Consider the following 13,094-nt stretch of genomic DNA (forward strand, 5'->3'; position numbering starts at 1 on the left):
ACTCCGCGGCCAACGCAGTTTTCACCGCCGGCCGCTGACCAACCCGCGAGAAATGACTCATACCGAAGCTGAACCGATTTTGTCCTCAATACTGGCCGACTAGTGGCCTTGCTTACTTCCCTCGCCTGTCTATGCTGACTCCTGACTAACTATGTCGACCGCCATGTGAAGGCCGTCATACACGTTAAAAGTGTGCGCAACCCAAGGCACCGACTCTGAACAACACGGAGCTGTCCGGTCAATGGAATGTCTTATCAGATCGTTAGGGCTGGCCCGATTCCGGGCTATCAAGAGAAGGATGTCTTGATAAGAGCGTTGCTGCATGGACTCTCCGATTAAACATCATTGATCACCTGACCAAGTCCTTCCTGTGGAGGGATGCGTGTGCCTGTTCCTTGGAACGTAGTGGTGGAGCTGTTGAAAGACCAAAGAACTTTCATCAAACAAAAGACCGCGCTGAAGGTGATACGACCATGTTTAACCGACGTCACAAGACTGACCTGCTGGAAATCGAACGATTCAGTTGCGCGCTGACCGAGGCTAACGCGAAGTTGGCCGCAGTCAGCCGCTCGATGGCAATGATTGAGTTCACCCCTGAGGGGATCGTGCTTGATGCCAACGACAACTTTTGCAGTGCCATGGGATACAGCGCCGAAGAAGTGCGCGGTAAGCATCACCGGATCTTTTGCGAAGAAGCGTTTTATCGAAGCGAAGCCTACGCCAAGTTGTGGCGTGACCTGGCCCGTGGCGAACCGGTGAGCGGGACCTTTTTACGCTTGAACAGGAGCGGCAAGGAGATCTGGCTCGAAGCCAGCTATATGCCGGTGTTCGGCGCTGATCGTCAGGTCCGGAGTGTGATCAAAGTCGCCACTGACATCTCAGCCAGGACCTACAAGGAGCACGAAAACGAAAGCATGCTCGCGGCGATCGGTCGTTCCATGGCTGTGATCGAATTCACCCCGGATGGCAAGGTCATCACGGCCAACGACAACTTCTTGAAGACGATGCATTACTCGCTCAACGAAGTGGTTGGCCAGCACCACAGCCTGTTTTGTCATCGTGCCGAAGCCGAATCGCAGGCCTACAAAGCGTTCTGGGCCTCGCTCAATCGCGGCGAATATCACTCGCACCGTTTCGAGCGCAAAGATAAGCACGGTCATACGGTTTTCCTGGAGGCCTCCTACAACCCGCTGTTCGACACCAAGGGTCGATTGTACAAAGTGGTCAAGTTCGCCAGCGATATCACCGATCAGGTGACCACCCTGCAAACCGCTGCGGAGTCGGCCCACAGCACCTCGGTTCAAAACGACGTCTGTGCGCAGAAAGGCTCTCAGGTGGTGCAGCAAACGGTGCAGACCATCCAGGACATTTCCAAAGACTTGAACGAAGCGGCGCTGAGCATTGATGCCGTCAGCAAACAGTCCGACATCATCGGCACCATCGTTCAGACCATTCGCGGCATTGCCGATCAGACCAACCTGTTGGCGCTCAACGCCGCGATCGAAGCGGCCCGGGCCGGGGAGCACGGGCGCGGGTTCGCGGTAGTCGCCGATGAAGTTCGCAGCCTTGCGGCACGAACGAGCCAGGCAACGGTGGAGATCGTTGAAGTGGTGCGCAAGAACCACGATTTGTCATTGAGTGCGGTGTCGAGCATGCAGTCCAGTTTGAGTCGAACCGGGCTTGGGGTGGAACTGGCGAATGAGGCGGGAGCGGTGATTCTGGAGATTCAACAAGGGTCGCGGCATGTGATGGATGCGATCAGTCAGTTCAACTCGACCTTGCAGATAAGTTGATAGCGGCACATTGAAAAGGGTCCCCCGAAGGGTCATGCCGATCAGTTAAGGATTTGAGCACCGCTATCCTTGTGGGAGCGAGCTTGCTCGCGATGGCGGTCTGACATTCAACACATACGTTGTCTGCCAGTCCGCTATCGCGAGCAAGCTCGCTCCCACAGGTTCTGCGCCTTAACTGACTGGCATTACCCTCGAAGGGACCCTTTTTTATTGATTCCCGCGCCGTTAAAGCGAAGCGAGAAACGTGTCGACCACCTGGCTGCTGCCTGTTTCGCTGCTGCTGTTTTCTTTCTCGGCTTGCGCCAGTTTGATTTTGTCTTGCATGCGCTCGGCAATCTCTTTACCGATCGCCAGTTGTTTTTCCGGCGGCATGGCTTTTACTTCTTCTTCCGTCATCCCCATCTCTTCCAGGATGCTGTCGCGCAACCGCTGTTCCGGCGTTTTGCTCATGTACTCCTTGAAGGCGTCCGTGGCGGTTTCAACATCGGCCGGTAGTTGGGCGGATGAGGCTTGCAGTCCCACGCGGGTTTTGGCGAACGCCTCATCGACGTTATCGCTGATCCGGGTCGCTTCGCTGACCTGTTGCGTGGCGATTTGGGTGGCGGAGTCCTGGACCTGCTTTGTGACCTGCGCGGTCTGCGCCTGCACATTGTTTTGCAGGGCTTGGGTCATGGCGGCTTGCAGGCCGCCCTGAAGTCCGGCGGCGGCGTCCGTGATCGGTTCGTCGCCGGGCCGCTTGGGGAGGGGGGCCACCAGGTTTTGTTTTGCACTGACCAACATGATGAATAGACCTTGTAGGTATTTGCGGTGCAGTGCTTTCAGCAAATAGTGTGCCTAATGAAAAATACCAACAAAATCAATTGGTTGTGGTTATTCAGCCCGGCGGGTAACCGAAAGGTTGCGGTCAACCTTTGCCGCCGGACGGCAGAGGTCGACCGCAGGGGCATCAGCGATGGGCGATGTTTTCCAGTGCCAGGTTTCGGGTTTTCGGGCCGAACCAGCCGATGGTGATCATCACGATCAACATGCTGCTGACAATGAACGCCAGCACACCCGGCGTGCCGAAGTGTTCGAGGAAAATCCCGATCAGCAAACTGCTGAACACCGTCGACAATCGACTGAACGAATAACAGAATCCCACCGCGCTCGCCAACACCACCCAACGCCAGCCGGACACACCGAATGGCGCTTGCGGCACTAGCCACCACGACATCAACGCCACCGACAGAAACTGTACGAAAAACGCGAAGGCAAATGCCGAGCTGCGCATTCGCTTTGGCACCAGTTCCGAGAGGTCGGCGTCGATGGTCACCAGTTCGATACGCAGTCCGATACCCACCAGAAGGCGCATGCAGATGATGCCGATGGCTGAACTCTGAACGCCCATCGCCACCGTCGCGACGGTGTACCAGATCAATGCGAAGGTGAAGATCGCGCGTCGACCGAAGCGGTCGGCCAACGGGCTCAACAGACTCGCGCCAAGGAACAACCCGAGAAACGTCGCCGAGGCGAAGGCGGCCTGATCGGAAAAGCCGAACACGCCTTGGTTGCCGGTGGCGAAGATGCCGTCGCGAATCAGGCCGGGGCTGATGTTTACATTTTAGCGATTTGTAGCGCGGGAGCCGCTCAAGGCAGCCCGTTACAGCCGTGTTTGAGGAATCCCGGGCGTTGTGCCAACCGTTGGAAATACTCGTCGATGGCCGGGTAGTCGGGACGCTCCATCGGTGTCATCAGCCAGCGGTTAATCGACAGTCCGATGACGATGTCCGCCAGCGTGAAGTGTGGCCCGGCGACATACGCTTTGGTGGCCGCGAGCTGATGTTCGAGGATGCCCATTTTCTGATTCCAGCCGTGTACACCGGCGGCAATGTGATGCGGGTCCTGGAACTCCGGATCTTTGCGTACCAACGCCGTGAACGCATAGCTCCAGGAGGCATTGAGTTCAGTCGCTTGCCAATCCATCCACTGTTCCACCCTAGCGCGGGCAGCCGGTTCGTGGGGTAGCAGATCGGTGTTGTGGTGTTTGCCTGCCAGATAGCGGCAGATGGTGTTGGACTCCCACAGCACGCCGGCCTCATCGATGATCACCGGCACCAGTGCGTTGGGGTTGAGCCTGAGAAACTCCGGCGTGTGAGTCGACGCATAACCGCCGCCCCAGTCTTCACGTTCGTAGGCAACACCCAGTTCCTCACAGGTCCACAGGACTTTTCTGACGTTGATGGACGAGGCTTTTCCCAGAATCTTCAGTGCATGTTCCATTGAGCTACTCCGTTAGCGATTCGACGCTTCAGGAATCTAACAGACATTCAGCGTTTTCAGACCGGATCCGGCAGCGCCGAAGTTGGCAAACCAAACGTGCGATCAAACAACCAGTTGAAGGCGAAGGTGTAGCACGGGATGAAAATGATCAGCGCCAAGTCCAGCAAGAAAGCTTGCACCAGGCTGATCTTCATCCACCAAGCGATCAACGGGATGAGGAACACTATCAAGGTTAGTTGAAAACCCACGGCATGGGCGATGCGCCGTTTAACGGTGCGGGTTCGAGAAGGCTGGCGGCTCTCCCAGCGTTCGAACAGCGTGGTGTAGATGAAATTCCAGGTCACCGCGATGGTGGTAATGATCACTGCCAACGGGCCGGTGCTGCCGGGCGAGGTGCCGGACAACAACGCCAGGCCCAGGGCCGAGAAGGTCATGCCGATGACCTCGTAAAGCGACACGTAGATCAGTTTTCGTTTAACGCCTTGCATGGGGATTTGCCTCTTTCTTGCCAACTTGAAGCCAGGAGCACTGGCGAAGGCGGCGAAAGATAGCTTCAATAGGGCTGACAGAAAAAGTCAGTAGCTTTCAGTTTTATTGATAGGACGACGGATGAATTTCAACAGCGACAGCATCGAGTTGTTCCTCGCGGTGATCGAGCGCGGCTCGTTTTCCGCTGCCGCTCGGGCGCTGGGTAAAGTGCCGTCGGCGGTGAGTATGGGCATCGCCAACCTGGAAGCCGAGCTCGGTTATCCACTGTTCGACCGCAGCCATCGCGAGCCGGTGCCGACGGCGATGGCCAGCGCATTGGTGCCGCATGCGCGACTGATTGCCGAGCAGCTCAAACAGCTGCAAGTGCATGCAATCGAGTTGTCGCTGGGGCTGGAAAGCAAGTTGTCGATCGGGGTCGTGGCGGACATCGACAAGGGCCGTGTGATGGCGGCGATCAAGGTCATCGCCGAGCGTCATCCGCTACTGGAAATCGAAATGCTCAGCGCACCGCAGGATGATGTGCTGGCGATGCTCCACAGCGGCCGGGTCAGCGTTTGCCTGGCGTTCGCCGGGCTGAGCGTGAACGTGCTGGAGCGGTTTCAGTTCGTTGGCACCGAACGGATGATCGCCACGTTGGCGGCGAATAATCCGCTGTTTCAGGGCAAGGATTTGTATCTCGAAGATTTGGTCCACGTACGGCAAATCATCGTTGCCAGCCGCGACCTGCCGATCAGCGAAACCCGGCCGCTGGTGGCCGAGTCTTATTGGCGTACCGACACCTTGGCCATGGCGCTGGAAATGGTCGAGGCCGGATTGGGCTGGGGCAATTTTCCGCTGTCGGTAGTCCAGCCGTTGCTGGAGGCCGGAAGGCTCAAGCGTTTGAGCTTTCGCAACATCGAGAACGGGTTGGTGCTGCCGGTGCATGCGGTCTGGCTCAAGAGCCAGCCGTTGCAGAAAGGGGCGTTGGCGTTTGTGGAGTTGATGGGGCGCTGAGCGGTGATCCTCTGTGGGAGCGAGCCTGCTCGCGAAAGCGGAGGGTCATTCACCTATGATGTCGAATGACACACCGCTTTCGCGAGCAGGCTCGCTCCCACACGGGTCAGGTACTCTCGCGCACCTTCAACTCAAACCCCATGTCCTGCACCGGTTTGGCCACCGTGTTGCCAGCCATCAACGTCAACATCTGCTCCGCTGCGCGCCGGCCGATGGCTTCTCGCGGGGTGCTGATACTGCTCAGGCGCGGGACCATGTGGGCCGAGGCCGGCAGGTCGTTGAAGCCTAGGATCGCCACTTGTTCGGGGATTTTGATCCCGCAGCGCATGGCTTCGAGCAGTGCGCCCTGGGCCAGGTCGTCGTTGCCGAAGAAGATCGCATCGACATCGGGATGACTGGCGAGCAGTTGCAGGAACAGTTCGCCACCGAGACCGACGGAGGAAGAGCGAGGTGTCAGCACTTCCAGGTCCGGGTCATACAAACCGGCCTTTTGCAGGGCTTTGCGGAAGCCTTCGCCGCGCAGCAACGTGCGTTGATCCAGTTGCGCGCCGATGTAGGCCAGACGCTTACGACCGCGTGACAGCAAATGCCCGGCCGCTGTCTCGCCGGCAGCGAGTTGCGAAAAGCCCACGCAATTGAGCCCGGCGGCGCTGTCCAGTTCCATCATGTACACGCACGGAATGTTGCTCGCCTCGATCATCCGGCGCGAACTTTCGGTGCGGTCGAAACCGGTCAGCAGCAAACCGCGAGGCTGATACGCCATGTAGTTGCGCAGCAGGTTTTCTTCTTCATCACGTGAGTAATGAAAGTTCCCGATCAGCACTTCGAAGCCTTTTGGGCGCAAAACCTGATGAATGGCTTCCAGCGTGTCGATGAACAATAAGTTGGACAGCGACGGCACCAAAACCACCACCGAATGGCTCTGGGCCGAGGCTAGCGCGCGGGCGGCAGGGTTGACCACGTAGTTGAGTTCAAGCGCCGCTTTCTGCACCTTTTCCACCAGCTCGGTGGCCACCGTGCTGACCCCGCGCAGGGCGCGAGAGGCGGTGATCGGGCTGACACCGGCCAGGCGTGCGACTTCGTTCAAAGTGGGGCGGCCAGTGGTGCGCGTATTTTTATCGTTTTTAGGGGAGATCATCGGACGGCTTGCCAAACAAAATTCGAGGCACTAAGGTAGCGCTGTCTCGATGCAGCTGCAAATGCGTGAGCAGGGTTTGCCTGAACCTCGCTTTTTGGCCTTGGGTCCGAACATGCTGCAACCCACAAAAATGACAAGAAGGCGTCGGCAACTTCTGCTTTTGTTCTAGTGTCATAACTGGCAAAGGTAGCGCTGTCTGCGCGCTGAGGTGTTACATGAATCATCCCATCACCGCCCTGGTCATCATGGGCGTTGCCGGTTGCGGCAAGACTTGCGTCAGCGAGGCCTTGTGCCAACTAAGCGGCGCGACCGCCATTGAAGGCGACACTTTCCACCCTGCCGCCAATATCGAAAAGATGAGCGCAGGTATCCCCCTGAACGACGACGACCGTGCCGGCTGGCTCGATAGCCTGTGCGATGAATTGCGCCGCATCGACGCCAAGGGCGAACGCCCGGTGCTGACCTGCTCGGCCCTCAAACACATTTACCGCGAACGTCTGCGCAGCGCCTTGCCGGGCCTGGGCTTCGTGTTCCTTGAGCTGACCCCTGAAGTCGCCGCTGATCGTGTTTCCCATCGGCCGGGCCACTTTATGCCGTCGACGTTGATCGACAGCCAGTTCGCCACCCTTGAATCGCCCGTTGGTGAGCCCCTGACCCTGGCTCTGGACGCTTCGAACCACAGCGTCGACCAATTGGCGAAGCAAGCTCATGACTGGTGGCAGGCTCATGGCCTGAAACACGCCGTATGAGTTTTGCCAGAAGAGATAGCGCTGTCCTGTTGGCTTGCGAATTACCCGCTTTAATAACAACAACAACCAGGAGACACCCCTAATGTTTGGCATGTCCCACGAGACGTTCCTGCTGCTCGATGCAGTGGTCACGGTGATCGGGCTTATCGTCCTGATCACCAAGTTCAAGTTCCACCCGTTCATTGCCCTGATCATTGCAGCAGCCTTTCTCGGGCTGACCTCCGGCATGCCGATCGGCACCGTCATCAAGGCGTTCCAGGATGGCTTCGGCGGGGTGCTCGGTTTCGTCGGGATCATCCTCGCGCTGGGCACGATGCTCGGCAAAATGATGGCCGAATCGGGCGGGGCGGATCAGATTGCCCAGACCCTGATTCGCGCGTTCGGCAAGGACAAGGTGCAGTGGGCGATGATGTTCGCGGCCTTCCTGGTCGGCATTCCGCTGTTCTTCGAAATCGGCTTCGTGCTGTTGATCCCGCTGGTGTTTATCGTCGCCCGGCGCACCGGTGTGTCGATCATCAAGATCGGTATCCCGCTGCTGGCTGGTTTGTCCGCGGTCCACGGTCTGGTGCCACCGCACCCGGGCCCGTTGCTGGCCATCGGCGTGTTCGGTGCCGACATCGGAAAAACCATTCTGTACGGCCTGATCGTTGCGCTGCCGACCGCCATTATTGCCGGTCCGATCTTCGGTACGTTCATTGCCAAGTACATTCCGGGCCATGCCAATCAGGAACTGGTGGATCAACTGGCTCGCGAGCCTCAGGCCGCCACGTTGCCGAGCTTCGGCATCACCCTGGTCACCGTGTTGCTGCCGGTGTTCCTGATGTTGCTCAAGACGTTTGCCGACGTGGTACTGCCGGAAGGCAATTTCGCGCGCTCGTTCATGGACCTGATCGGTCACCCGATCTCCGCGCTGCTGCTGGCGTTGCTGCTGTCGCTGTACACCTTTGGCTACAAGCAGGGCATGGGCTCGAACACGATTCTGAAATTGCTCGACGCCAGCCTGGCGCCGACCGCCGCGATCATTCTGATCATCGGTGCCGGTGGTGGCTTCAAGCAGATGCTGGTGACCAGCGGTGTGGGTGACGTGATCGGCCACATGGCGGTGAACGCGCAGATTTCGCCGATCCTGCTGGCCTGGCTGGTCGCAGCGGTAATTCGCGTGGCCACCGGTTCGGCCACCGTGGCGACCATTACCGGCGCGGGCATCGTAGTACCGGTGGTGGGGATGATTCCAGGTGTGAACCGTGAGCTGCTGGTGCTGGCCACCGGCGCCGGTTCGCTGGTGCTGTCGCACGTCAACGACGCCGGTTTCTGGCTGGTGAAGCAATACTTCAACATGACCGTGGCAGAAACCTTCAAGACCTGGACGGCGATGGAAACCATCCTGTCCGTGGTGGCGCTGATCTTTATCTTGCTGCTGTCGCTGGTCGTCTAAGTAACACCGCAAAACAAATGTGGGAGCGAGCTTGCTCGCGATGGCGGACTAACATTCAACATCTTCGCTGAATGTCAGGTCCTCATCGCGAGCAAGCTCGCTCCCACAGTGTTATGTGTCAGGCGTTGGTTTTCTGAACCAACCCATCCGCCCGGAACATCCCGCGAATCCCGCGTATGGCCTGACGAATCCGGTCCTGGTTTTCGATCAGCGCGAAGCGCACGTGATCATCCCCATACTCACCAAACCCCACGCCCGGCGAGACGCAAACCTTGGCCTCGGCCAGCAGTTTTTTAGCGAACTCCAGCGAGCCCAAATGCGCATACGCCTCGGGAATCTTCGCCCAGACATACATCGACGCTTTCGGATTCTCGACCATCCAGCCCAGTTCATGCAGGCCTTTGACCAGCACGTTGCGACGCTGACGATACTGCTCGGCGATGTCTTTGACGCACTGCTGATCACCTTCCAGCGCCGCAATGGCCGCGACTTGCAGCGGGGTGAACGTGCCGTAGTCGTGATAACTCTTGATTCGCGCCAGGGCATTGACCAGTTCAGCGTTGCCGACCATGAAACCGATGCGCCAGCCCGCCATGTTGTAGCTCTTGGACAGGGTGAAAAACTCCACCGCAATGTCCTTGGCGCCCGGCACTTGCATGATCGACGGGGCTTTCCAGCCGTCGTAGACGATGTCGGCGTAGGCCAGGTCGTGCACCACCAACACATCGTATTGCTTGGCGAGGGCGATCACTCGCTCGAAGAAATCCAGCTCCACGCATTGAGCAGTGGGATTCGACGGGAAGCCGAGGATCATCATTTTCGGTTTCGGAATCGAACCACGAATGGCGCTTTCCAGTTCGGCGAAGAAGTCCACGCCCGGAATCAACGGCACCGAACGCACCTGAGCGCCGGCAATCACCGCGCCGTAGATGTGAATCGGGTAGCTCGGGTTCGGCACCAGAACGGTGTCGCCCTGGTCGAGGGTGGCCAGCATCAAATGCGCCAGGCCTTCCTTGGAACCGATGGTGACAATGGCTTCGCTTTCCGGGTCGATGTCGACCTCGTAGCGATCCTTGTACCAATTGGAAATCGCCCGACGCAGACGCGGAATGCCCTTGGACGTCGAATAACCGTGGGTGTCTTCGCGCTGGGCGACGGTGACGAGTTTTTCGACGATGTGCGGCGGTGTCGGGCCGTCGGGGTTGCCCATGCTGAAGTCGATGATGTCTTCGCCACGACGACGGGCGGCCATCTTCAGCTCGGCAGTGATGTTGAATACGTAAGGGGGGAGTCGATCTATGCGCGCAAAGCGGCGCGGCGAACCTGGGTTAGCCATTGTTGCCTCGGATAACGTGAGCGCCCGGAACCGTCCGAGCGACGCTGGTCACTGCGGTGACCTGTGGCGGAATGTAAGGGCTGATGTGGCAAACTGTCCAGCGACTATGTAAACAAATTTGTCCGAAGGAAATCGGTTGATGGAATTTACCAGTGGCTTCTTGCTGAGCCTTTCGCTGTGCCTGGACATCGGCGTGGCCAACATCGCGATGATCACATTGGCGATGCAACGTGGCTATTTTCAAGGCTTCGCGCTGGGTTTGGGGACCTGTGTCGGCGACCTGATCTACGCCGTACTGGCCTTGGCCGGGATGACCGTTTTGCTGCAATACGAATCCGTGCGCTGGGTGCTGTGGATCGGCGGTTCGGCGCTGTTGTTGTACTTCGCAGCGAAGATGATCTACTCGGCGATCCACCATGAAGCGGTGCTGGCGCAGACCGCAGAGGTGGGGCAGAACTCTCACCGGAAGGAGTTTTTCCGCGGGATCTTCCTCGCCATGTCGTCTCCCAGCGCCATTCTCTGGTTCGCAGCGGTGGGTGGCACATTAATCGCTCGTTCCGGCGGCGGTGACGCCCTCAGCTCGGCGCTGTTTCTCGGCGGGTTTCTCTGCGCCGGGGTGCTCTGGTGCGTCGCTTTGTGCTTCGCAGCGAGTCACGGCGGCAAGTTGCTGGGCGACAAACTGCTGCGTTACTCCTACATGGCATCGGCGGCGATCTTCTGCTATTTCGCGGTCTACGTGATCCTATCGGGGTATAACGAGTTCGTCGGCGCAGGTGCCGTCGAGCAGTTGCACACACTGTAACTGGGCGAATCGGGTTTGGCTTCTATACTCCCAGCCGAACCCACTTTTTTGTTCCAGGAGTTGAGTCATGGATGAGCAAACAGGCGTCGAAATCGCCAAGCCACGCTTCGAGCACGGGCACTTCCTGCTCATTGCAGGACTTGGCGGACGATTTACCACGGATACGACCAGCGGCATCCCCGCACTCTGGGAGAAATTCATTCCCGAGATTGGCAAAATTCCTGGTCAAAAAAACGAAGTGACCTACGGCATCTGTTGCAATCCGGATGGCAAGGGCGGCTTCGAGTACATCGCCGGCGTTGAAATCGACAAACTCGACGACCTGCCGGATAAATACCGTTGGGTCGAGGTCCAGCCTCAGCACTACGCCGTGTTCGAGCACAAGGGCTCTCTCGATCAGTTGCCGCAGACGTTTCAGTACATCTGGAAAACCTGGCTGCCGCAGTCCGGGTATCAGGCGGCGGACGCGCCGGAATTCGAACGCTACAGCGAAGATTTCAACCCGAAGCTCAACACCGGCGTGCTGGAAATCTGGCTGCCGCTCAAGCCTTGATTACCGCGGGAGGCGGACGAGTCGTCCGCCTCCATCTCGTTACTTGCCGTGCTTCATCCGTCGCGCCCGCAACAGGTCAATCGTCAGCGTGATAAAGCCAAACGAGCTGATGCCCAACAACATAAGAAGTCCGATCTGAACGCTGCTCATGGTGAGTTCCCCCTATTGATGGCCAGAGACAGGACACATCAATAATCCGCACCGACGAGCAATGACAGCGCCTATACGAAGGCTTTACGGCGCCTGCGGTGATCGATATGAACACCTTATTAATTTATGATCCCCCACCTTTCCATCGCTGAATTCGAGCTGCCATGACCACCGTCATCCGCCACGTCACACCTGCTGATCTGGACCGCTGCTACGCCATCGAAACCGTTGCCTACGAAGGCGACGAAGCCGCCACCCGCGAAAAAATCGCCACGCGCATTGCCACCTGGCCCGAAGGTTTCATCGTGGCCGAAGTCGATGGCGTTGTAGCCGGTTTCATCAATTCCGGTGCGGCGTTTCAGGTAGAAATGTCGGACGAGGCGTTCAAGGAACTCATCGGCCACGACCCGGCCGGCCCGCACGTGGTCATCATGTCGGTGGTGGTGCACCCGAATTTTCAGGGGCAGGGGCTGGCGAAACGGTTGATGGGCGAATTCATCGAGCGGATGCGCGCGCTGGGCAAGACCAGCATCCATCTGATGTGCAAGGAGCGGCACATTCCGCTGTATGCCGGGTTTGGGTTTGCCTACATCAAGCCTTCAGCGTCTGATCATGGCGGGATGGCGTGGCATGAGATGGTGTTGGAGTTGTAACAAATCTACCGAACACCAAAGATCCCTGTGGGAGCGAGCTTGCTCGCGATTGCAATCTGACAGTCACATCAATGTTGTGTGTGCCATCGTCATCGCGAGCAAGCTCGGTCCCACATTGGTTAGTCGTCGTGTCAGTAGAGGCTTTCGCGCAGCCTGGCCGGCGCTTCCCGGTCATACGTCTCGGCATCGAACTGCCCCTCGTTCAAACGCTTGTGAAAGGCGCCCGCCGTCGGCAGCGCCGAGCGCTCCAGATGTTTCTCAGGGTTCCACAAGTCTGAGCGCACAATCGCTTTTGAACAGTGAAAAAAAGCTGCTTCGACCGTCACCAGCATCACCGTGCGCGCCGGTTTGCCATTCACCGCGAAGCTCTCCAGCAACCCAGGTTCGGCGCTGATCTTTGCCGTGCCGTTAACCCGCAACGTTTCGCCAATCCCGGGAATGATGAACAACAGCGACACCCGCGAATCGAGCACGACGTTACGCAGGGTGTCGATGCGGTTGTTGCCCGGCCGATCCGGGATCGCCAGGGTGCGTTCATCAATGATCCGCACGAAACCCGGCGTGTCGCCCCGCGGCGAACCGTCCAGCCCGTCAGGCCCCACCGAGCTGACGATCACCAGCGGCGAGGCGCGGACCATCGCCTGATAATCCTCGTTCAGAAAGGCGATTTGCTTGCGCACGGCGCGGTCGTGGGGCTGGCCGTAGAGGGCTTCCAGTTCTTCGATGCTGTTGAGCATGACCACC

12 protein-coding genes and 3 pseudogenes are annotated in these 13,094 nt (G+C 58.4%); 8 read left to right on the plus strand and 7 right to left on the minus strand.

Annotated features, from left to right (window positions below):
- Nucleotides 1-578: 578 nt before the first annotated feature.
- Together ACA056_RS06390 and ACA056_RS06395 are read left to right on the plus strand one after the other, a co-directional pair.
- A pseudogene (locus ACA056_RS06390) lies at nucleotides 579-1,250 on the plus strand (PAS domain-containing protein); the annotation flags it as partial.
- A gap of 117 nt (nucleotides 1,251-1,367) precedes the next feature.
- Nucleotides 1,368-1,793 (plus strand): annotated as a pseudogene (locus ACA056_RS06395) (methyl-accepting chemotaxis protein); the annotation flags it as partial.
- Between the two features lie 225 nt (nucleotides 1,794-2,018).
- Here the strand turns inward: ACA056_RS06395 and ACA056_RS06400 are convergent.
- From ACA056_RS06400 to ACA056_RS06415, 4 genes and pseudogenes are all read right to left on the minus strand, one after another.
- On the minus strand, nucleotides 2,019-2,573 hold the full coding sequence (locus ACA056_RS06400; protein WP_497271322.1) for a hypothetical protein: 555 nt from the start codon (nucleotides 2,571-2,573) through the stop codon (nucleotides 2,019-2,021).
- A gap of 166 nt (nucleotides 2,574-2,739) precedes the next feature.
- A pseudogene (locus tag ACA056_RS06405) lies at nucleotides 2,740-3,384 on the minus strand (MFS transporter); the annotation flags it as partial.
- A gap of 35 nt (nucleotides 3,385-3,419) precedes the next feature.
- Nucleotides 3,420-4,052, minus strand: a complete 633-nt coding sequence (locus tag ACA056_RS06410; RefSeq protein ID WP_056741468.1) for a glutathione S-transferase family protein — start codon at nucleotides 4,050-4,052, stop codon at nucleotides 3,420-3,422.
- 56 nt (nucleotides 4,053-4,108) lie between these two features.
- On the minus strand, nucleotides 4,109-4,540 hold the full coding sequence (locus ACA056_RS06415; RefSeq protein WP_497271324.1) for a PACE efflux transporter: 432 nt from the start codon (nucleotides 4,538-4,540) through the stop codon (nucleotides 4,109-4,111).
- A 121-nt stretch (nucleotides 4,541-4,661) separates the two neighbouring features.
- Between ACA056_RS06415 and ACA056_RS06420 the strand changes: the two genes are divergently transcribed.
- Nucleotides 4,662-5,534: a LysR family transcriptional regulator gene (locus ACA056_RS06420; RefSeq protein ID WP_497271326.1), complete on the plus strand. Its 873-nt coding sequence runs from the start codon at nucleotides 4,662-4,664 to the stop codon at nucleotides 5,532-5,534.
- 106 nt (nucleotides 5,535-5,640) lie between these two features.
- On the opposite strand, the gene gntR is transcribed toward ACA056_RS06420, so the two are convergent.
- Nucleotides 5,641-6,672, minus strand: a complete 1,032-nt coding sequence (gntR, locus tag ACA056_RS06425; protein WP_095130900.1) for an HTH-type transcriptional regulator GntR — start codon at nucleotides 6,670-6,672, stop codon at nucleotides 5,641-5,643.
- A gap of 215 nt (nucleotides 6,673-6,887) precedes the next feature.
- Between gntR and ACA056_RS06430 the strand changes: the two genes are divergently transcribed.
- Complete coding sequence (locus tag ACA056_RS06430; RefSeq protein ID WP_046049516.1) at nucleotides 6,888-7,421, plus strand: gluconokinase; 534 nt, start codon at nucleotides 6,888-6,890, stop codon at nucleotides 7,419-7,421.
- Nucleotides 7,422-7,503: 82 nt separating this feature from the next.
- Nucleotides 7,504-8,856 (plus strand): GntP family permease, encoded by a 1,353-nt coding sequence (locus ACA056_RS06435; RefSeq protein ID WP_497271329.1) that lies wholly within the window; start codon nucleotides 7,504-7,506, stop codon nucleotides 8,854-8,856.
- Nucleotides 8,857-8,974: 118 nt separating this feature from the next.
- On the opposite strand, the gene alaC is transcribed toward ACA056_RS06435, so the two are convergent.
- Nucleotides 8,975-10,192, minus strand: a complete 1,218-nt coding sequence (gene alaC, locus ACA056_RS06440; protein WP_415773597.1) for an alanine transaminase — start codon at nucleotides 10,190-10,192, stop codon at nucleotides 8,975-8,977.
- Nucleotides 10,193-10,331: 139 nt separating this feature from the next.
- Between alaC and ACA056_RS06445 the strand changes: the two genes are divergently transcribed.
- The 3 genes from ACA056_RS06445 (at nucleotide 10,332) to ACA056_RS06455 (ending at nucleotide 12,350) form a co-directional block, all read left to right on the plus strand.
- On the plus strand, nucleotides 10,332-10,994 hold the full coding sequence (locus ACA056_RS06445; RefSeq protein WP_497271331.1) for a LysE family translocator: 663 nt from the start codon (nucleotides 10,332-10,334) through the stop codon (nucleotides 10,992-10,994).
- 67 nt (nucleotides 10,995-11,061) lie between these two features.
- Nucleotides 11,062-11,547 carry a GyrI-like domain-containing protein gene (locus ACA056_RS06450; RefSeq protein WP_497271333.1) on the plus strand — a complete coding sequence of 162 codons (486 nt, stop codon included), beginning with the start codon at nucleotides 11,062-11,064 and terminating at the stop codon, nucleotides 11,545-11,547.
- 314 nt (nucleotides 11,548-11,861) lie between these two features.
- Nucleotides 11,862-12,350, plus strand: a complete 489-nt coding sequence (locus ACA056_RS06455) for a GNAT family N-acetyltransferase (protein ID WP_497271335.1) — start codon at nucleotides 11,862-11,864, stop codon at nucleotides 12,348-12,350.
- Nucleotides 12,351-12,481: 131 nt separating this feature from the next.
- Here the strand turns inward: ACA056_RS06455 and ACA056_RS06460 are convergent, their stop codons facing one another.
- Nucleotides 12,482-13,087 (minus strand): pyridoxamine 5'-phosphate oxidase family protein, encoded by a 606-nt coding sequence (locus ACA056_RS06460; RefSeq protein WP_497271336.1) that lies wholly within the window; start codon nucleotides 13,085-13,087, stop codon nucleotides 12,482-12,484.
- Nucleotides 13,088-13,094 lie beyond the last annotated feature (7 nt).

Source organism: Pseudomonas sp. LBUM1666, assembly GCF_059695775.1.

Bases quoted from the DNA above. Each gene is read 5' to 3' on its own strand.
- ACA056_RS06415 (WP_497271324.1), bottom strand. From the start codon at position 4,540: ATGCAAGGCGTTAAACGAAAACTGATCTACGTGTCGCTTTACGAGGTC.
- ACA056_RS06430 (WP_046049516.1), top strand. From the start codon at position 6,888: ATGAATCATCCCATCACCGCCCTGGTCATCATGGGCGTTGCCGGTTGC.
- ACA056_RS06445 (WP_497271331.1), top strand. From the start codon at position 10,332: ATGGAATTTACCAGTGGCTTCTTGCTGAGCCTTTCGCTGTGCCTGGAC.
- ACA056_RS06410 (WP_056741468.1), bottom strand. From the start codon at position 4,052: ATGGAACATGCACTGAAGATTCTGGGAAAAGCCTCGTCCATCAACGTC.
- ACA056_RS06455 (WP_497271335.1), top strand. From the start codon at position 11,862: ATGACCACCGTCATCCGCCACGTCACACCTGCTGATCTGGACCGCTGC.
- ACA056_RS06420 (WP_497271326.1), top strand. From the start codon at position 4,662: ATGAATTTCAACAGCGACAGCATCGAGTTGTTCCTCGCGGTGATCGAG.
- ACA056_RS06435 (WP_497271329.1), top strand. From the start codon at position 7,504: ATGTTTGGCATGTCCCACGAGACGTTCCTGCTGCTCGATGCAGTGGTC.
- gntR (WP_095130900.1), bottom strand. From the start codon at position 6,672: ATGATCTCCCCTAAAAACGATAAAAATACGCGCACCACTGGCCGCCCC.
- ACA056_RS06400 (WP_497271322.1), bottom strand. From the start codon at position 2,573: ATGTTGGTCAGTGCAAAACAAAACCTGGTGGCCCCCCTCCCCAAGCGG.
- ACA056_RS06450 (WP_497271333.1), top strand. From the start codon at position 11,062: ATGGATGAGCAAACAGGCGTCGAAATCGCCAAGCCACGCTTCGAGCAC.
- alaC (WP_415773597.1), bottom strand. From the start codon at position 10,192: ATGGCTAACCCAGGTTCGCCGCGCCGCTTTGCGCGCATAGATCGACTC.
- ACA056_RS06460 (WP_497271336.1), bottom strand. From the start codon at position 13,087: ATGCTCAACAGCATCGAAGAACTGGAAGCCCTCTACGGCCAGCCCCAC.